At 68.1% G+C, this 18664-nt stretch carries 16 protein-coding genes; 2 read left to right on the top strand and 14 right to left on the bottom strand.

Annotation, left to right across the window (positions count from 1 at the left end; translation table 11 throughout):
- Nucleotides 1-23: 23 nt before the first annotated feature.
- The 8 genes from recN to DK26_RS10935 all read right to left on the bottom strand — a co-directional run bounded on the left by recN (nucleotide 24) and on the right by DK26_RS10935 (nucleotide 9803).
- Nucleotides 24-1712: a DNA repair protein RecN gene (gene recN, locus DK26_RS10970; protein WP_066471767.1), complete on the bottom strand. Its 1689-nt coding sequence runs from the start codon at nucleotides 1710-1712 to the stop codon at nucleotides 24-26.
- Nucleotides 1713-1825: 113 nt separating this feature from the next.
- On the bottom strand, nucleotides 1826-2728 hold the full coding sequence (locus DK26_RS10965; protein WP_066471764.1) for an outer membrane protein assembly factor BamD: 903 nt from the start codon (nucleotides 2726-2728) through the stop codon (nucleotides 1826-1828).
- A gap of 175 nt (nucleotides 2729-2903) precedes the next feature.
- Complete coding sequence (gene lpxC, locus DK26_RS10960) at nucleotides 2904-3854, bottom strand: UDP-3-O-acyl-N-acetylglucosamine deacetylase (RefSeq protein WP_066471761.1); 951 nt, start codon at nucleotides 3852-3854, stop codon at nucleotides 2904-2906.
- 317 nt (nucleotides 3855-4171) lie between these two features.
- A complete protein-coding gene (gene ftsZ / locus DK26_RS10955; RefSeq protein WP_066471752.1) occupies nucleotides 4172-5881 on the bottom strand; it encodes a cell division protein FtsZ in 1710 nt (569 codons plus the stop codon).
- Between the two features lie 130 nt (nucleotides 5882-6011).
- On the bottom strand, nucleotides 6012-7337 hold the full coding sequence (gene ftsA / locus DK26_RS10950) for a cell division protein FtsA (protein ID WP_066471751.1): 1326 nt from the start codon (nucleotides 7335-7337) through the stop codon (nucleotides 6012-6014).
- A complete protein-coding gene (locus DK26_RS10945; RefSeq protein WP_248309930.1) occupies nucleotides 7334-8239 on the bottom strand; it encodes a cell division protein FtsQ/DivIB in 906 nt (301 codons plus the stop codon). Before DK26_RS10945 ends, ftsA begins: the two co-directional genes overlap by 4 nt.
- A gap of 26 nt (nucleotides 8240-8265) precedes the next feature.
- Nucleotides 8266-9180, bottom strand: coding sequence for a D-alanine--D-alanine ligase (locus DK26_RS10940; protein ID WP_066471747.1), 915 nt, complete (start codon nucleotides 9178-9180; stop codon nucleotides 8266-8268).
- A 107-nt stretch (nucleotides 9181-9287) separates the two neighbouring features.
- Nucleotides 9288-9803, bottom strand: a complete 516-nt coding sequence (locus DK26_RS10935) for a MarR family transcriptional regulator (protein WP_066471745.1) — start codon at nucleotides 9801-9803, stop codon at nucleotides 9288-9290.
- 115 nt (nucleotides 9804-9918) lie between these two features.
- Here DK26_RS10935 and DK26_RS10930 point away from each other — a divergent pair, with 115 nt between their 5' ends.
- Nucleotides 9919-10500, top strand: a complete 582-nt coding sequence (locus DK26_RS10930) for a nitroreductase family protein (RefSeq protein ID WP_211200558.1) — start codon at nucleotides 9919-9921, stop codon at nucleotides 10498-10500.
- A 34-nt stretch (nucleotides 10501-10534) separates the two neighbouring features.
- On the top strand, nucleotides 10535-11455 hold the full coding sequence (locus DK26_RS10925) for an EamA family transporter (protein ID WP_066471739.1): 921 nt from the start codon (nucleotides 10535-10537) through the stop codon (nucleotides 11453-11455).
- Here DK26_RS10925 and murB read toward each other — a convergent pair.
- The 6 genes from murB to mraY all read right to left on the bottom strand — a co-directional run bounded on the left by murB (nucleotide 11410) and on the right by mraY (nucleotide 18664).
- A complete protein-coding gene (gene murB, locus DK26_RS10920; RefSeq protein WP_066471736.1) occupies nucleotides 11410-12333 on the bottom strand; it encodes a UDP-N-acetylmuramate dehydrogenase in 924 nt (307 codons plus the stop codon). The two genes, DK26_RS10925 and murB, sit on opposite strands and share 46 nt — an antisense overlap.
- The gene (gene murC, locus DK26_RS10915; RefSeq protein WP_066471731.1) at nucleotides 12330-13742 is read right to left on the bottom strand and encodes a UDP-N-acetylmuramate--L-alanine ligase; all 1413 of its coding nucleotides are present in this window, start codon (nucleotides 13740-13742) and stop codon (nucleotides 12330-12332) included. The genes murB and murC overlap by 4 nt, the downstream gene beginning before the upstream one ends.
- Before the next feature lie 22 nt (nucleotides 13743-13764).
- Complete coding sequence (gene murG / locus DK26_RS10910) at nucleotides 13765-14865, bottom strand: undecaprenyldiphospho-muramoylpentapeptide beta-N-acetylglucosaminyltransferase (RefSeq protein WP_066471729.1); 1101 nt, start codon at nucleotides 14863-14865, stop codon at nucleotides 13765-13767.
- Nucleotides 14862-16001, bottom strand: a complete 1140-nt coding sequence (locus tag DK26_RS10905) for a putative peptidoglycan glycosyltransferase FtsW (RefSeq protein WP_066471727.1) — start codon at nucleotides 15999-16001, stop codon at nucleotides 14862-14864. Before DK26_RS10905 ends, murG begins: the two co-directional genes overlap by 4 nt.
- A gap of 139 nt (nucleotides 16002-16140) precedes the next feature.
- The gene (murD, locus tag DK26_RS10900; protein WP_066471725.1) at nucleotides 16141-17577 is read right to left on the bottom strand and encodes a UDP-N-acetylmuramoyl-L-alanine--D-glutamate ligase; all 1437 of its coding nucleotides are present in this window, start codon (nucleotides 17575-17577) and stop codon (nucleotides 16141-16143) included.
- A 4-nt stretch (nucleotides 17578-17581) separates the two neighbouring features.
- Nucleotides 17582-18664 carry a phospho-N-acetylmuramoyl-pentapeptide-transferase gene (gene mraY / locus DK26_RS10895; RefSeq protein ID WP_066471723.1) on the bottom strand — a complete coding sequence of 361 codons (1083 nt, stop codon included), beginning with the start codon at nucleotides 18662-18664 and terminating at the stop codon, nucleotides 17582-17584.

Raw genomic sequence — 18664 nt, 5'->3', positions numbered from 1 at the left:
CCTTCCCTCGGAACCTGCCGCGATTACCCTCGCATGCCGGCAGCAGCGAGCAGCCTGGCCGCCGCCGCCCTCGCCTCCTCGGTAATCGAGGCGCCGGCAAGCATGCGGGCGATCTCCTCGCGTCGCGTCTCTTGTTCCAGCGGCGTGACACGCGTGACGGTGCGCTCGCTCGCGCCCTCCGTCGCCTGCGCGGATTTGGCGATCAGGAAGTGCCGGCCGGCCTTGGCCGCGACCTGCGGCGCATGCGTCACCGAGACAACCTGCACCCGGGCTGCGAGCCGCGCCAGCCGCTCGCCGATCGCATCCGCGACGGCACCGCCGACGCCCGTATCGATCTCGTCGAAGACCAGCGTCGGCGCCGAGCCGCGCTCGGCCAGCACGACCTTCAACGCCAGCATGAAGCGCGAGAGCTCGCCCCCGGACGCGACCTTCATCATAGGTCCGGGCCGGGTGCCCGGATTGGTCTCGACCCAGAACTCGACACGATCGAAACCTTCCGGCCCCCGCGCCTCCGGATCGCTGTCGATCTGGGTGATGAAGCGCGCCCGCTCCAGCTTCAGCGGCGGCAGCTCGACCTTGACGGCCGCGTCGAGCGCCGCGGCCGCGCGGACCCGGCCGGCCGAAAGCGCCGTCGCCCCGGCGATGTAGGCAGCCTCGGCTTCGGCGAGTTCCGCCTCGAGCCGTTTCAGCGAGCCTTCGCTCTCGTCGAGGGCCGCAAGGTCGGTCGTCATGGTCTGCGCCAACGCCGGCAGGGCATCGACCGGCACGTCAAATTTCCGGGCCGCAGCGCGCAGGGCGAACAGCCGCTCCTCGACCCGCTCCAGCACCCGCGGGTCATATTCGGCGGCACGCATCGCAGCTGCGAGCACCTCGCCCGCCTCCTCCAGCGCGACGATCGCGGTGTTCAGCGCCGCCGTCGAGGGGTCGATCAGCTCCGGTGCCTGCGCCGCCCGGCGCTCGAGCCGCCGCAGCACGCCCGACAGCGCCGCCATCGGCGAGGCCGAACCGCCGACCGCCTCATAGGCCTCTGAGATGTCGCGTGCGACCTTCTCGGCCTGCATCATGCCCTGGCGCTGGCCCGCCAGCGCCTCCTCCTCGCCCGGTTGCGGGGCGAGCTTGCCGAGCTCTGCCACGGCATGGCGCAGGAAATCGGCCTCCTTGCGCGCGGTCTCGACCCGCATGCGCTGGCTCTGCAGGGCCTGTCGGGCGCGCTTCAGCACCTCGCTGTCCTGCGCGACCTTGCCGGCCTGCTGCGTCAACTCGCCGAAGCCGTCGAGGATCGTACGGTGCTGGGCTGGATCGGTCAGCGCCCGGTCGTCGTGCTGGCCGTGGATCTCGACCAACGCCGCGCCGATCATCCGCAGGATCTGGACGCTGACCGGCTGGTCGTTGACGAAGGCGCGGGTGCGCCCGTCGGCATACTGCACACGGCGCAGGATCAGGTCGCCGTCCGTGTCGAGTTCCTGCGCCTGCGCCAGAGCGCGGGCCGGATGGTCGAGCGCAAGATCGAAAACGGCACTGACCTGGCCTTGCGTTTCGCCATGGCGGACGAGACCGCCATCGCCGCGCCCGCCGAGGGCCAACGCGAAACCGTCGAGCAGGATCGACTTACCGGCACCGGTCTCGCCGGTGAGGACGCTGAGCCCATCATGAAAGGCCAGATCGAGCCGGTCGATCAGAACGATGTCGCGGATCGAGAGCTGGGCAAGCATGAGGCGGACTCAGCCGGTGAGCGGATATTGGGCAGGCCCGGCCGGAACATGCCGGACCGGGCAGCTGGATGCCGGGACGTGCACGGCCTTGCCGTCGCCGCTCGCCCGTCGACTCAGCGGATCAGGCCGGTGACGGTGCGGCTGAACCCGTTGAACAGCCGGCTGATATAGGAGCCGCGGTCCTCGCGCGGCTGCAACCCGCCGCTTTCGAGCAGCACATAGGCGTCCTTGTACCAGGGACTGTCCGGGAAATTGTGCCCGAGCACCGCCGCGGCGGTCTGCGCCTCGTTGGTGATGCCGAGCGCCATATACGCCTCGGTCAGGCGCATCAGCGCCTCCTCGACATGGCGCGTCGTCTGGTACTTGGTGATCACGTCGCGGAACCGGTTCACGGCGCCGGGATAATTGCGCTTCTCGAGATAGAAGCGGCCGACATTCATCTCCTTGCCGGCGAGCTGGTCGCGCGCGACCAGCATCTTCTCGCGGACGTCGACGACGTATTCGGACTTCGGATAACGGTCGAGCAGCTCCTGCATCGCCCGCAGCGCCTGCTCCGTCCGCTCCTGGTCGCGCGTCGCGTCCGGGATCTGATTAAAGTAGGACATCGCCATGATGTACTGCGCATAGGCAGCATCGGGGCTCGCTGGGTTCTGCGCGAGGAAGCGCTTGGACGCGGTGATCGCGTCGTCCCACTTGCTCGCCTGATAGTTCGAATAGGCGGTGAGGATCAGGCCCTTTCGCGAATAGGGCGAGAACGGCGCCTGCTTGTCGATTTCCTCGAACTTCTTGCTCGCGCCTTCGCTATCGCCGTTCTGCAACCGCGCCAGGCCCTCATTGTAGAGCTTGTCGGCCGGTACCGCCGGCAACACCTCGGGCTTGTAGACCTCGGGCTTGTCGAACGGATTGAGCGAACTCAGCGTATCGCAGCCGCCGAGAGCCGCCGCCAGCGAGAACACGAGCGCGAGCCGCTTGCCACCGCTCGTTACTTCGCCGGTATTGAATGTCTTCAGCCGCATGACGCTCACTTCATCCGTCCTTCAGCGCCGCTTTCGAGGAGCGGGCGAAAATGGCTTTACTCCAGAAGTCACCGTTTCGCCAACCGTGAAGGGCGCTTCATGCAATGCAATCGGCACCGTGCTTCCGACAGGAAGCCGGCGAATGCAAGGCGCGGCGTCGCGTGATCGCCGGATTTCAGTGCAGATCGGGGGCGAGAGCCGCCGGCATCGGGGCACCAGCCGCCATCTGGACGGCGCGCGGCGCGTAGACCGGCTCGGCCTCGACGATCGCGTAATTGGCGCGGTCGGCGAACAGGGCCTCGAGGATTCGCACGTTCATGCGGTGGCCGCCGCAATAGGAGCGGAACTCGCCGAGAATCGGGTAGCCGGCCAGAGCGAGATCGCCGACCGCATCGAGCACCTTGTGGCGCACGAACTCGTCGGCATAGCGCAGGCCTTCCGGATTGATCACCTTGTCCTCGCCGATGGCGACGGTGTTGTCGAGCGAGGCGCCGAGCGCGAAGCCGGCCTTCCAGAGCTGCTCGACATCGCGCATGAAGCCGAAGGTGCGGGCGCGGGAGATCTCGCTGGCATAGGCAGCGGGATCGAGGTCGAAGATCTTGCGCTGGCGGCCGATGGCCGGCGTGTCGAAATCGATCTCGACATCGAGGCGGAAGCCCGCCTCGGACGGCGCCAGCTCGGCGAAGGCCCGGCCGTGCTCGACGCGCACCGGGCGCAGGACCTTGAGATAGCGGCGCGCGGCACTGAGGGCGACGATGCCCGCAGCCTCGATGGCCGTTACGAATTCGGCGGCGCTGCCATCCATGATCGGCATTTCCGGCCCGTCGATCTCGACCAGCACATTGTCGAGCCCGAGGCCGGCGCAGGCCGACATCAGATGCTCGATGGTCGCGACTGAGCCGGACGCCTGCTCGCCGACCACCGTGCAGAGCTCGGTGGCGCTGACCTTGTTGTGGCGCGCGTGAATGAGCTGCTCATGACCGCCTTCGAGCCCCTTGCGGAGGAAGACGACACCGGTGTTGGCGGCAGAGGGGCGCAGGCACAGACAGGCGGGAGCTCCCGAATGAACGCCGATGCCTTCGAGGGTCACGGGCGAGCGTAGGGTCGTCTGCCGGTCAGCCATCATACTCTTATCCGATCCTTAGCGCGATGATCAGGTCCGGCGCCTGGCGGCGCAGCCAATCTGACGATCGATCGCGGTTCCCTGAAACGAGCGGCCCGAGACCTAACCCCGAATCCGTCTTCCTGGTGTTGGCCTGCAAGATAAGCGCAGGAAGCCGGGCCTCAAAATCACGCTTTCTTTCGCTCTGTAACAGGATTCAAGAAATGCCAAAAACCTAACTATCGCATTGAGATATATGGTTTTCCAGACGTTAAAAAGAGCCCGGCGCAAGGTTGCGCCGGACCCTTTGTTTAAAACCGGTCTTGAGACCTGCTTGGCCCTCAGCTGGACTGACGCCGCAGGAAGGCCGGGATCTCCAGATGATCCTCCTCGGCCGGTCGGGCCGGAGCGGCGCGGCCGTGCGGGTCGAGCTGCCCCTGCGCCGGCCTGGACGCCTGCGGCGGAGCCGGGCGGCGCATGAACTCGGCATGGGCGGCGCTCGGCGGCGCAACCGGAACCGGCGGAGCCTGACGCGGTGCGGGCGCCGGAGCCGGAGCTTCCACAGCTTCCTCTTCCTTGCGGCCGAAGCCGACGGAGGCCAGGCGCTGCATCAGCGACATCCGCTTCTGGTCGGCGGAGACGGCCGGTGGCGGCGCAGCGGCGGCCGCGCGGGTCTGCGCGATCTGGTTCTGGGCCGGCATCGGCAGGTCCTCGATCCGCGGCATGCGGGTCGGCCGAATCACGGCGCGCTCGGGAGCCGGCGGGATGAAGCTGTCTTCGAGATAGGGCAGCTCGGCCTCGACGGGCCGGGGCTGCGGCGCCGGCGCGGCGGCCATGACCGGACGCGGCTGCACCGGCTCGATGCGGACATCGGCGGCGAAGTTCGCCGGCGCGGCCGGGCGGACGGGCTCGGGCATCGGCGGCAGGCGCAGCTCGGGAGCCGGCTCCGGCTGCGGGATGGGAGCCGGCGCCGGGGCGGTGCGCACGTTCGGCACGGCGGAGCGCAGCCGCGCCTCGGCCTTCAGCCGCTCGGCCACCTCGGCGATGCGGGCCTCGGTCGCGTCGACCTCGACCTGCGAGCTCACCGGCTTGTCGATGCCGGTCGCGACGACCGAGACGCGCACGGTGCCCTCGAGCGATTCGTCGAAGGTGGCGCCGACGATGATGTTGGCCTCGGAATCGACCTCCTCGCGGATGCGGGTGGCGGCCTCGTCGACCTCGTAGAGCTTCATGTCGCGGCCGCCGGTGATCGAGATCAGCAGGCCACGGGCGCCCTTCATCGAGACGTCGTCGAGGAGCGGGTTATTGATCGCGGCCTGGGCGGCCGAGAGCGCGCGCTTCTCGCCCTGAGCCTCGCCGGTGCCCATCATCGCCTTGCCCATGCCGCGCATCACGGCGCGCACGTCGGCGAAGTCGAGGTTGATCAGGCCGGGACGGACCATCAGGTCGGTGATGCAGGCGACGCCCGAATAGAGCACCTGGTCGGCCATGCCGAACGCGTCGGCGAAGCCGGTGTTCTCGTTGGCGACGCGGAACAGGTTCTGGTTCGGGATGACGATCAGCGTGTCGACGGCTTCGTTGAGCTCGCCGATGCCGGCCTCGGCCATGCGCATGCGGCGATGGCCCTCGAACTGGAACGGCTTGGTGACGACGCCGACGGTGAGGATGCCCATGTCCCGGGCGACGCGGGCGATGGCGGGCGCCGCGCCGGTGCCGGTACCACCGCCCATGCCGGCGGTGATGAAGACCATGTGCGCACCGGCGAGGTGATCACGGATCTCGTCGACGACCTCCTCGGCCGCCGCGCGCCCGACTTCCGGCTGCGAGCCGGCGCCGAGACCTTCGGTGACCTGGAGACCCATCTGGATGATGCGCGGGGCGCGCGAGAGCGCCAGAGCTTGGGCATCGGTGTTGGCACAGACGAAATCGACCCCGTCGAGGCCAGCCTCGATCATGTTGTTCACGGCGTTGCCGCCGGCACCGCCGACGCCGAACACGGTGATTCGGGGCTTCAGTTCCCGGATGTCCGGGGCTTGCAGATTCATCGCCATGGTTGCCTCTTTCAAATTTCCGTCCGGTCCCTGGCGGGCGCCGTCCCGTTTTCCACGCCAGGGGCCGGGGCCCCGATTTCATCAACTCACTCCGTTCCGCCCGGCCGGTAGGCCGCACGGACCGCAACTCTCAGAAACTCTCCTTCAGCCAGCGGCCGACACGCGAGAAATACCCGTCGGCAGCATGGGCGAAGTAGGACGCGCCGGCCCGCGGTTCGAAATGCTCGACATGGGCGACCTGCGGATAGACCAGCAGGCCGACCGCCGCGGCGAAGGACGGACCCTTGCCCGCTTCGGGCAAGCCCCGGATACCGAGCGGGCGCCCGGTGCGGACCTGGCCGCCGAGCACGCGCCTTGCAACTTCCGGCATGCCGGTGAGCTGGCAGGCGCCGCCCGTCAGGACGACGCGCCGGCCGGCCTCGGCCGAGAATCCGGCCGCCTTGAGCCGGTCGCGCACGAGTTCGAGGATCTCCTCGACGCGTGGCTTGATGATCCGGATGAGATGCGACTTCGCCAGATGGTTCGGCATATCGCGCTCGTCATCGTCGACCTGCGGCACCGCGATCATGTCGCGATCGTCGGACGGGCTGGAGATCGCCGAGCCGTGCAGCGTCTTCAGCCGCTCGGCCGCCGCCACCCGGGTCGAAAGCCCGCGCGCCACGTCCATGGTGATGTGGTTGCCCCCGACGGCGATCGCGTCGGCATGGGTCAGATGACCGCCGGCGAAGACGCCGAGCGAGGTCGTGCCGCCGCCCATGTCGACCACGACGACGCCCATCTCGGCTTCGTCGTCGACCAGCACGGAAAGCCCCGCCGCATAAGGCGTCGCGACCACGGCCTCGACTTCGAGATGGCAGCGCTCGACCGCCAGCATGACGTTGCGGGCAGCCGCCGCTTCGGAGGCGACGACATGCATGTCGACCGAGAGCGAGCCGCCGATCAGCCCGCGCGGATCGAGCACGCCGGGAGAACCGTCGAGCGCATAGCCCGTCGGCAGCGCGTGCAGCACCGCCTTGCCCGGCCGGATGGCATGGTTGGCGGCCGCCGCGAGCACGCGCTTCACGTCGGAATCGCCGACCGAGCCGCCACGCAACTCGACGCTGGCCTGGTAGTGCTGCGAGTTCAGCCGGCCGCCGGTCAAATTGACGATGACCGATTGCACCTCGACTTTGGCCATCCGCTCGGCGGCATCGACCGCGGCCCGGATGGCGCGCTCGGCGCTGTCGAGGTCGATGATCGCCCCGCCCTTCAGGCCGAGCGAACGCTGATGGCCGATGCCGACGATGCGGGCGACATGAGTGCGCCCACGCAGGCGCTCGTTCGCCTCGGCCGGATTGAGCTCGGCGATCAGGCAGACGACCTTGCTCGTGCCGATATCCAGAATCGACAGGGTCGCGCTCTTGCGCGACGAGAGCGGCCGCATCCGCGGCGTCAGGCCCTGGGAGGTCAGGCTCATGCCTCGCCTCCCTTCTTCTTGCCCTTGTTCTTGAGCAGCTCGGACCTTGCGGCCGCGCCCTCCTCGGTCAGTCGCATGGTCACGCGGTCAGGCTGGCGCAGGTCGATGGCGATCAGATCCTTCTCGCTGATCCGGAAATCTTGCTCGAGGCCGACGAGGCGCTTCAGCGCCGCGCCAGAATCCGTTTCGGGCAGGCGGATGTCGATGCCGGTGTCGAGCTTGAGGTTCCAGCGCCGGCCGGCGACGAGACTGCCGGCGCGGATGCGCGGCGCGAACGGACCGGCCGAAGCAAGCAACGCGACATAGTCGCGAGCGCGCAGATTGGCGTCGACGCCAACGACCAGCGGCAGATGGGCGAAGCGCCCATCGTCCATGCGATCGATCACCGTGCCGTCGGCCGCGATCAAGAACAGATCTCCCTTGGTCTGCCAGAGCGCGAAGGGCTCGCGCTCGGTGAGGTTGATCGCGATCTCGCCGGGATAGAGCTTCCGGACCGACGCTTCGCGGATCAGCGGCGTCGATTCGAGCCGCCGGCGCGCCTCGTCGGCGTCGAAGAAGGCAAGCGAGATCTTCGGATCGATGCCGGCCGCGACCAGAACCTCGATCTCGGACAGCTCGGTCAAGCCGGAAATGGTGACGCGGTCGATGCCGAGGCCGACCAGCCGGGCCAGAGCGTGCTTCGGCTCGCCATAAGCCTCGCGCAGTGATTCGAAATGCCCGCCGAGCGCCGCCCCCGTCGTCGCCGAGAGCGCCAGGAAGCCAACCGCCAGCCAGGAGCCCAAGCCGCGCGGCAGGCGCTGCGCCAGAGGCAGCGCGAAGGCGCTGCGCCGCGAGCCGCGGAACCAGCGGCGCGAGCGCTCGCCGACGAGGAGTTGAGGCCCCGCAGCGCGCATCGGTGTCATCGGACCGGACCCTGCCAGCACCGTGTTCACCGATCTAAGGAGGCGTCCTCCACCATCCATGTGACGAGCTCACTGAAATTCATGCCCGCGTGGGCGGCCAGTTCGGGTACCAGGCTGGTCTCGGTCATGCCGGGCTGCGTGTTCACTTCCAGCCAGACGAGAGTGTCGGTCTCGTCGTCATATCGGAAGTCGGAACGACTGACGCCGCGGCACCCGATTGCTTGATGCGCCGTTAACGCACACTCTTCGATCCGCTGGTAAATATTCGGTAAAATTTGAGCGGGGCAGATGTGAATCGAACCGCCTTTCGCATACTTCGCATCGTAGTCGTAGAACTCACCTGTCGCCGCCCGAATCTCGGTCACTCCCAAGGACTTGCCGTCCATCACCGCGCAGGTCAGCTCGCGCCCGGCGATGAAGGTTTCGGCCAGTAGGAGGTCCCCGCAGGGCCAGTCCGGCCGGGCGATTTCCTGGGGTGGATGCTCGCGGCCCTTCTTTACGATCACGACCCCGACCGAGGATCCCTCATCGATCGGCTTCAGCACGTAAGGCGGCTGCAGGACGTGGCGCTTGGCGGCTTCGAAGCGCGAGACATTGACGCCGTGCGCGACCGGGACGCCGGCCGCTGCGACGACCATCTTGGCCTTGTCCTTGCGGATCGCCAGTGCCGAGGCCAGCACGCCGGAATGGGTATAGGGGATGCCCATGATCTCGAGCATGCCCTGGATGGTGCCGTCCTCGCCGAAACGGCCATGCAGGCCGTTGAAGGCGACGTCGGGCCGGAGCTTCTCGAGCACCGCCGCAATGTCCCGCTGGACGTCGACCCGGGTCACGCGGAAGCCTGCCCGCTCCAGCGCGGCAGCACAGCCGGCACCGGAATTCAGGCTGACCTCGCGCTCCACGGACCATCCGCCCATCAGAACTGCGACGTGTTTGCTCATGCTGGCTCCAAGCTCCGCACCTGCGGCGAAACTGGCCAGATATGGTTAACGACGCGTTAAGAAACCGCGCTCTTGGTTAATGTCGAGCCGGCTGTGGCGGCCGCGCCTCACTCCCCTTCCCCAGCCGCGACCTTTGTCAGCAGGGCCGTGAGCAAGGCCCGTTCGGCCTTATCCAGCCGGGCAATCAGGCGCTCCTCGGTCTCGACATGGGAGACCACGAGCCGCTCGATCAGCGCGAAGCCTTCATCGGTGAGGACGATGCGCAGGCTGCGCCGGTCCTGCGGATCGGACTGCCTGGCGATTAAACCGCGCCTCTCCAGCCGGTCGAGCCGATTCGTCATCGCCGAGGTCGACAGCATCATGTCCTTGGCGAGTTCGGAGGGCGTCAGCGAACCCCCGCGCTCGCCTTGGCGGCGCAGCGTCATCAGCACGTCGAACCCCGCGAAATCGAGATCCTCGCCCGCAAGGTTTCTCCCGACGCCGAGCCGGATGCGTTCCGCCGCCCGCCAGATCGTGCCGCACACAACCATCGGGCTCGCGTCGATGTCCGGGCGGGCACGCCGCCACTGCATGAGGATCGAATCCAGCGGGCCGCCTTGCCCGGCTTCGTCAGCTTGACTCATGGAAATCCCGCACCTAATTATCCTTCATCAAATAATTCGATATCGAATTATCAGACTTCGGATGAACCTAGCAGCCACCTCCCGCTGCCGCAAACCAAACGCGAGCAAGACGATGATGGACAGAACCGCCGCATTCCCGATCGACCCGGTCTTCATCGAGCGCTGGTCGCCCCGCGCCTTCCACCCGGAGCCCATGCCCGCCGAGGCGCTGCTGACCATCCTCGAAGCCGCTCGCTGGGCTCCGTCCGCCTACAATGTGCAGCCCTGGCGCTTCCTCTACGCTCTGCGCGACGATGCTCACTGGCCGCGCTTCCTCTCGCTGCTCGACGATTTCAACCAGAGCTGGGCCGGCTCGGCCTCGGCCCTCGTGTTCGTGTTGTCCGACACAGGCTCGGACGACGCTGCCCAGCAGCCGCAGGCCTCGCCGATCCGCAGTTTCGACACCGGCGCCGCCTGGTCGCACATCGCTCTGCAGGCGGTCCGGCTCGGCTACCATGCCCATGCGATGGCCGGCATCGATGTCGAGGCCGCCCGCACGAGCCTCGCGGTCCCGCCGCGCTTCCGCATTGAGATCGCCGTCGCGCTCGGCCGCCGGGCAGAGCCCGAGACGCTGCCGCCGCAGCTGCGCGAGCGCGAATGGCCGAGCCCGCGGCGCCCGCTGACGGAGACTGCGTTCTCCGGTCCCTTCCCGGCCTGAGCGCCGGTCCCGCCTCTCTCGAAAGGTCACGGCCATGGCCGACACCAAGACCCGCATCCTGTTCGCGACGATCCTGGCGCCCATTCTCTGGGGCTCGACCTATGTCGTCTTCACCCAGACGCTTCCCGTCGAGCATCCGCTGCTGGTCGGGGCGCTACGCGCCTTGCCGGCCGGCATTCTCTTGATGCTGCTCGGACCGGGCCTGCCGCCGCGCGACAAGCTCCTTCCGCTCGCCATCATCGGCTTCGCCAATATCGGGCTGTTCTTCGGCATGCTCTTCCTCAGCGCCGCGCGCCTGCCGGGCGGGCTTGCCGCGACGCTGGGCTCGATGCAGCCGCTGCTCGTCGCCTTCCTGGCCTGGCCGCTGCTGCTGCGCCGGCCCCGTCTCGGCCAAGTACTCGCCGCGCTCGCCGGTACGGTCGGCGTCGGCCTGCTGGTGATCGACGATACGGTGAAGCTCGATGCGATTGGCGTCGCCGCCGCGCTCGTCGGCGCCGCCTCGATGGCGACTGGCACGGTGCTGATCGAGCGCTGGGGCAAGGTCGGCACACCGCTCGCGCTCGCCGCCTGGCAGCTCACCCTCGGCGGGCTGCTGCTCCTGCCGGTTGCGCTGATGGTCGAGGGCCTGCCGCCCGTGCCGACCATGAGCAACCTCGTCGGCCTGACCTATCTCGTCGTGATCGGCACTGCCCTCGCCTATTGGCTCTGGGTGCGCGGGATCGCCGCGATCGGCACGGGCGTCGCCTTCCTGAGCCTGCTCAGCCCGCTGGTCGCGACCTTCCTCGGCGCCGCCCTGCTCAATGAATGGTTCAACGCCCAGCAATGGCTCGGCATCGCCATCATCTTCGGCTCGACCGTCGCCGGCATCATGCTGTCACGGCCCAAGCCCGCCGAAGCGGCGGCGCCCGCTCAGGCCGCGACGCCGAAGCGCTTGATCTCCCAGTGCAACTCGTAGCCCGAGTTGTCCTTGACCCGGCGCCGGACCTCTTCGCCCAGCCCTTCGATATCGGCGGCGCTCGCACCGCCGGTATTGATCAGGAAGTTGCAGTGCATCTCGGAGACCTGAGCTCCGCCGATGCGCAGGCCGCGGCAGCCGGCGGCGTCGATCAGTTGCCAGGCCTTGCCGCCTTCGGGGTTCTTGAAGGTCGAGCCGCCGGTGCGCTCCTTGATCGGCTGCGCCGCCTCGCGCGCGGAGGTGACGCGGTCCATCTCGGCGAGGATCGCCGCCTGCTCGCCGGGCCGCCCCTGGAACAAGGCCGAGGTGAAGATCACGTCGCTTGGGGCGGTCGAGTTGCGGTAGCTGAAGCCCATATCGGCATGCGAAAAGGTCACGATCTCGCCGGCGCGCGTCACGCCGCGCGCCTCGACCAGGACGTCGGTCGTCTCGCCGCCATGGGCGCCGGCGTTCATCCGCAGCGCCCCGCCGATGCAGCCCGGAATACCGCGATAGAAGGCGAGCCCGTCGAGCGAGGCATCGGCCGCCGCCCGCGCCACCTTGACGTCCGGGGTCGCGGTGCCAGCGCGCAGCCGGTCGCCGTCCTCGCGCACGATCTCGCCGAAGGCCTTGCCACCGAGGCGGATGACCACGCCGGGTATACCGCCGTCACGCACGATCAGGTTGGAGCCGAGCCCCACCACCGTCACCGGGATCTCGGCCGGCAGCCTGGACAGGAAATAGGCGAGATCGGCCTCGTCGGCCGGCGTGAACAGGACCTGCGCCGGCCCGCCGACACGGAACCAGGTCAGCCCCGCCATCTCCTGATTGGCGACGAGGCGCCCGCGCAGCTCAGGGGCGGCGGCGTGGAGGGCGGGCGTGATGTCTGGGAAACTCACTTGCCGCCCCCCAGCGCCGTGAGTTCTCCCGGCAGGGCATAGGCCCATTGCGTGATGTTGCCGGCGCCGAGCAGCACGACATAGTCGCCCGGCCCCGCCAGCGTCGCGACGATGCCGGCGAGCTTCTCGGAGGATGGCAGCGGCAGCGCATGGCGGTGGCCGCGTGCCTTGATCGCCGCGACCAGCCCGTCGCGATCGGCACCCGGGATCGGCTGCTCGCCGGCCGCGTAGGTCTCGGCGACGATCACCGTGTCGGCATCGTTGAAGCAGGAGGCGAAGTCGTTGAACAGGCTGGAGAGGCGCGTGTAGCGGTGCGGTTGCACGACCGCCACGACCTTGCCCTTGGTCGAGGCCCGCGCCGCCTTGAGCACGGCGGCGATCTCGACCGGATGGTGGCCGTAATCGTCGAAGATCTGGGCGCCGTTCCATTCGCCGGTGCGGGTGAAGCGGCGCTTGACGCCGCCGAAGCCGGCGAGCCCCTGGCGGATCGTCTCGACCGGCACGCCGAGATCATAGGCGACGGCGATCGCCGCAGTCGCGTTCAAGGCGTTGTGGTGGCCCGGCATCGGCATGACGAGATCGCGGATCGCGTCCTCGCGCCCGTTCTTGCGGTCGCGGATCAGCAGCGTGAACCGCGCCTGGCCGCCGGAAAGGTCGATATCGGTCAGGCGGAAATCGGCCTGCGGGTTCTCGCCATAGGTGATGACCCGGCGATCCTCGATCTGGCCGACCAGCTCCTGCACGGTCGGATGGTCGATGCACATCACCGCGAAGCCGTAGAAGGGCAGGTTCTCGACGAAGGAACGGAAGGCGCCCTTGATCGCGTCGAACGTCCCGAAATGGTCGAGATGCTCGGGGTCGATATTGGTGATGATCGCGACATCGGCCGGCAGCTTCAGGAAGGTGCCGTCCGACTCGTCGGCCTCGACGACCATCCAGTCGCTCTCGCCCATGCGGGCATTGGTGCCGTAGGCGTTGATGATGCCGCCATTGATCACGGTCGGGTCTAGCCCGCCCTTGTCCAGCAGCGTCGCGACCAGCGAGGTCGTGGTGGTCTTGCCATGGGTGCCGGCGATGGCGACGCAGCTCTTGAGGCGCATCAGCTCGGCCAGCATCTCGGCCCGCCGGACCACCGGCAGGCGCTTCTCGCGCGCCGCCATCAATTCCGGATTGTCGCGTTTGATCGCGGTCGAGACCACGACGACCTCAGCCTCGCCGAGATTGCCGGCGGCATGGCCGACGAAGGTCTTGATGCCCTTCTCGGCGAGGCGCCGGACATTGGCGTTGTCGGAGGCGTCCGAGCCCTGCACCTTGTAGCCGAGATTGTGCAGCACCTCGGCGATCCCCGACATTCCGATGCCGCCGATGCCGACGAAATGGATGGAGCCGAGCTTCGGCGGCAGCTTCATGGTGCGGTACTCTCTGGAAAATTCAGATCTGGGCGGTTTCGGCGATCAGGCGCGCCAGCCGTTCGGCGGCGTCCGGGATGCCGGCGCTCTTGGCGCTCGCAGCCATCGCAGTCAAGCGTGACGGGTCGGCAAGCAGGGCAGAAAGCTCTCCGGCGAGCCGACGCGGCGTGAAATCCGGCTGCATGATGCGGATGGCGCCGCCCGCCTTTTCGAGCACCGCCGCATTGGCCGCCTGATCCTGGTCGAGCGAGCCCGGCAGCGGCACCAGCAGCGCCGGCCGGCCGATCACCGAGAGCTCGGCGACGGTCGAGGCGCCGGAACGCGCGACGACGAGATGGGAGGCCGCCATGCGCGCCGGCAGGTCCTTGAAGAACGGGGCGATCTCGGCCTTGACGCCGAGCCCGGCGTAGATGCCGCGCACCCGCTCGTCATCCTCGGCCCGCGCCTGCTGGACGATCGAGATCCTCGCCCGCTCCTCGGGACTGAGCAACTGGATCGCGGGAGGTACGATGTCGGCCATCACGCGCGCGCCCTGGCTGCCGCCGAAGACGAGCAGGTTCACGCCGCCGTCGGGCGACGGATAGGGCGAGGCCGCCTGGATCACCGCCGGGCGCACGGGATTGCCGACCTGGCGACATTTCGCCGCCTGCGTGGCGGAGAGCCCGCCAACCTCGGTGAAGCCGGTGGCGATCACCTTCACCCGGCCAGCGAGGAAGCGGTTCGCCCGGCCGATCACCGCATTCTGCTCGTGCACCATGGTCGGCACGCCCATCAACGAGGCCGAGAAGACGGGAGGCACGGTCGGATAGCCGCCGAAACCGACGACGAGCGCCGGCCGCAGCGCCTTGATCTCGCGACGGGCCGCCAGAGCGCCCTTCGCCAGCACCAGCACCGCCTGCAGCATCTTCAGCGGCGAACGCCCCGACGGCGTCGCCGCCGGCACGGCATGGATCGACTCGGCCGGAAAGCTACCGGCATATTCGGCGGCGCGCGTGTCGGTGATCAGCGCGACCCGCAGACCGCGGGCATGCAGGGCATGGCTCAGCGCCTCGGCCGGAAAGAGATGCCCGCCCGTGCCGCCCGCAGCGAGCACGACGAGCGGAGCCCGCGCGCCTGCCGTCACTGCCCGCGCCCCGTCTGGCCGAAATTCTCGGCCCTTGGCCGTTTGCGTGTCAGCGCCAGCAGGAAGCCCGTCCCCAACGCCAGCGAGATCAGCGAGGAGCCGCCATAGGAGATGAAGGGCAGCGTCATGCCCTTGGCCGGCATCATGTGCAGGTTCACCATCATGTTGATCGCGGCCTGAATGCCGAACAGCAAGGCGAGTCCGGTAACGCCGAGACGCACGAACGGATCCTCGGCTCGCTGCGCCACGAAGAGCGCGCGCAGCACGATGATGGCGAACATCGCGACCAGCACCATGCAGACCACGACGCCGAACTCCTCGGCCGTCACCGCGAAGATGAAGTCGGTATGCGCGTCGGGAAGGATGCGCTTGACGGTGCCCTCACCCGGGCCTTTCCCGAGCCAGCCGCCCTGCGCGAAGCTCTCCAGCGCAGTGTCGACCTGGAAGGTGTCGCCCGAGCCCTTGTCCATGAAGCGCTCGATGCGGCCGCGCACGTGCGGCACGAGCTGATAAGCGATCAACAGGCCGAAGGCGCCGGCGCCGCCGAGGCCCATCACCCAGAACCAGTGCAGCCCGGCGACGAAGAACAGCCCGGCCCAGACCAGGGTGACCAGCACCGTCTGCCCGAAATCGGGCTGTAGTACCAGCGGCACGATGGTCATCGGCAGGAGCAGGAAGGCGATGATCGTGCCCGGCAGGTCCGGCCGGCGGCTGCCCTCGGCGAAGGCCCAGGCGGCCATGACGACGAACGCCGGCTTGAGGAACTCCGAGGGCTGGATCGAGCCCAGCGGGCCGAGGGTCAGCCAGCGCTTGGCGCCCTTGACCTCGACCCCGAAGTAGAGCGTCCCGATCACCCCGGCGAGCGCGGCGAGATAGACGATCAGGGCCGCCCGGCGCACTTGGCGCGGCGTCAGCAGCGAGGTGACGAGGAACACCGCCAACGCTGCCAGCAGGTAGACCGCCTGGCGGTTGACGAAGTGGAAAGTCGACAGGCCCAGCCGCTCGGCGACCGGCGGACCGCCCGCCATCAGCAGCACGACGCCGGAAACCATCAGCGCCACCATTGTCGAGAGGATGACGCGGTCGATCGACCACCACCAACGGCCGCTCAGGCTGGGTTCTGCGCGCGAGGTCATCTATGTGGGCTCCGTCAGCGAACAGGCAGATCTTGGGCGCCCGTTCCAGCGAATCACTCTGTCAATGAATGGTTAACCGATTGATTCCGAGTTGAACTCTCACGACCTCCGCCAGCCTTCATCCTGAGGAGGCGATCCCTTACTCAGGCGAGTGTCCCACCGCCTCGAACCCCGGCAGCGCCTTGACGAGCGCCCGGAAGGCGTCGCCGCGGACCTCGAAATTTGGGAACTGGTCGTAAGAAGCGCAGGCCGGCGAGAGCAGCACCGCGATCTCGCCCTCGCCCGGTGCCGCCAGCGCAGCTTCGGTTGCGGCTGCGACCGCGACGTCGAGCGTGCCGCTGCGCTCATAGGCGACGCGGCCGTCATCGTCGAAGGTCGCGGCGAAGAGATCGCTGGCCGCACCGATCAGATAGCCGTGGGCGATGTTCGGGAAATAGCGCCGCAGCGACTCGATGCCGCCCTCCTTGGCCTTGCCGCCGAGTATCCAGAAGATCGCGCGGAAGGAGGTCAGCGCCTTCTCGGTGGAGTCGGCATTGGTCGCCTTGGAATCGTTGATGAAGACGACGCGGCCGATCCGCCCGAGCTCCTCCATCCGGTGCTTGAGGCCCGGATAGCTCTTGAACCCGGCAGCGATCTCCTCGGCCGTGAGGCCGACCGCAGCGCAGGCGGCGAAGGCAGCCGCCGCATTCTGGGCGTTGTGCGCGCCGCGCAACGAACCGATCCCGGCGAGATTGGCGACGACCCTGGGCTTGCCGTCCCGGACCTCGACGATGCGCGTGTCGAGCTTGCCCTGATTGGCCGTGACGCCGGCGAAGACGCCCTCGTCGAGCGGCTGCTCGCCGCTGATCTTGACCAATGGCTTGCCCGAGACGGCGCGTCGCCGCGCCATCTGCTTCGAGGGCTCGTCGTCGACGCCGATCACCGCGAGGTCGGAGGCGGCGACCAGCCGCTCCTTGATCGCGCCATAGGCCTCGAAGGTGCCGTGCCGATCGAGATGATCCGGCGTCAGGTTCATCTGGATGCCGACGCTAGGCCTTATGGAAGGCGCCAGATCGATCTGGAACGTCGAGCACTCGATGACGTAGATGCGGTCATTGGCCGGCGGCGCCAGTGCCAGCACGGCGGTGCCGATATTGCCGCCCATCTGCACGTCGCGGCCGGCGAAGGCCAGGACATGGGCGATCAGCGCCGTGGTCGTCGACTTGCCGTTGGTGCCGGTGATGCAGATCACCGGCGCTTCCGGTGCAAGCTTCGCGCGCTCGAGGAAGAACAACTCGATGTCGCCGATCACCGGGACATTCGCGGCCTTGGCCTTCTCGACCGTCCAATGCGGTGCGGGATGGGTCAGCGGCACGCCGGGCGAGAGCACGAAGGCGGCAAAGCCCGACCAGTCGGCGGCGGCGAGATCGACGATGGCGAGTCCTTCGGCCGCCGCCTTGTCGCGGCTCGCCGGATTGTCATCCCAGCAGGCGACTTCAGCGCCACCGGCGACCAGCGCGCGGGCCGCCACGAGGCCGGAGCCTCCGAGGCCGAAAAGGGCGAGCGTCCTGCCCGCGAAGACGGAGACCGGTGTCATCGGCTCAACGCAGCTTCAGCGTGGCGAGGCCGACCAGCGCCAGCACCACCGAGATGATCCAGAAGCGGATCACCACCTGCGGCTCGGTCCAGCCCAGCTTCTCGAAATGATGGTGGATCGGGGCCATCAGGAAGACGCGCTTGCCGGTGCGCTTGAACACCGCGACCTGGATGATCACCGAGAGCGCCTCGACCACGAACAGACCGCCGACGATGGCGAGGACGATCTCGTGCTTGATCGCGACCGCGATGGTGCCGAGCATGCCGCCGAGCCCGAGCGAGCCCGTGTCGCCCATGAAGATCTGGGCCGGCGGCGCGTTGAACCAGAGGAAGCCGAGCCCGGCCCCCATCATCGCGCCGCAGATCACGGCGAGTTCGCCGACGCCGGGCACATGGTGAATCTGCAGGTAGTTGGCGAAGATCGCGTTACCGGCGAGATAGGCGATGAAACCGAAAGTACCGGCCGCGATCATCACCGGCACGATGGCGAGCCCGTCGAGCCCGTCGGTCAGGTTCACCGAATTGCCGGCGCCGACCACGACGAAGGCCGTGACGAGCGGGAACAGGATGCCGAGCGGGATCATCAGTTCCTTGAGGAACGGCATCGCGAAGCCGCTCGCGATCGAAGGCGGGCTGACCAGCATGATCGCCGTGCAGGCGATCAGCGCGATGACGATCTCGAGGCCGAGGCGCGCCTTGCTCGAAAAGCCCTTATGCGACTGCTTCGTCACCTTGAGGTAGTCGTCATAGAAGCCGATGGCGCCGTAGGTCGCGGTCACGCCGAGCACGATCCAGACGTAAGGGTTGCGCAGATTGCCCCAGAGCAGTGTCGCGACGAAAAGCCCGGTCAGGATCATCAGCCCGCCCATGGTCGGCGTGCCGCGCTTGGCGAGATGCGATTCCGGCCCGTCGGTGCGGATCGGCTGGCCCTTGCCCTGCTTGATCCTGAGCCAGGAGATCGCCGCCGGCCCGAAGAAGAAGACGAAGAGCAGCGCGGTCGCGGTCGCCCCGCCGGCCCGGAAGGTGATGTAGCGGAAAACGTTCAGGATCGGGAAGTGAACCGCGAAATCGGCTAGCCAGACCAGCAT

This window comes from Allobosea sp. WAO, assembly GCF_001509835.1.
Lineage (GTDB): Bacteria > Pseudomonadota > Alphaproteobacteria > Rhizobiales > Beijerinckiaceae > Allobosea.
Note: the sequence above shows the minus strand (reverse complement) of the source record. Positions and strands in the feature narration are given on the sequence as shown.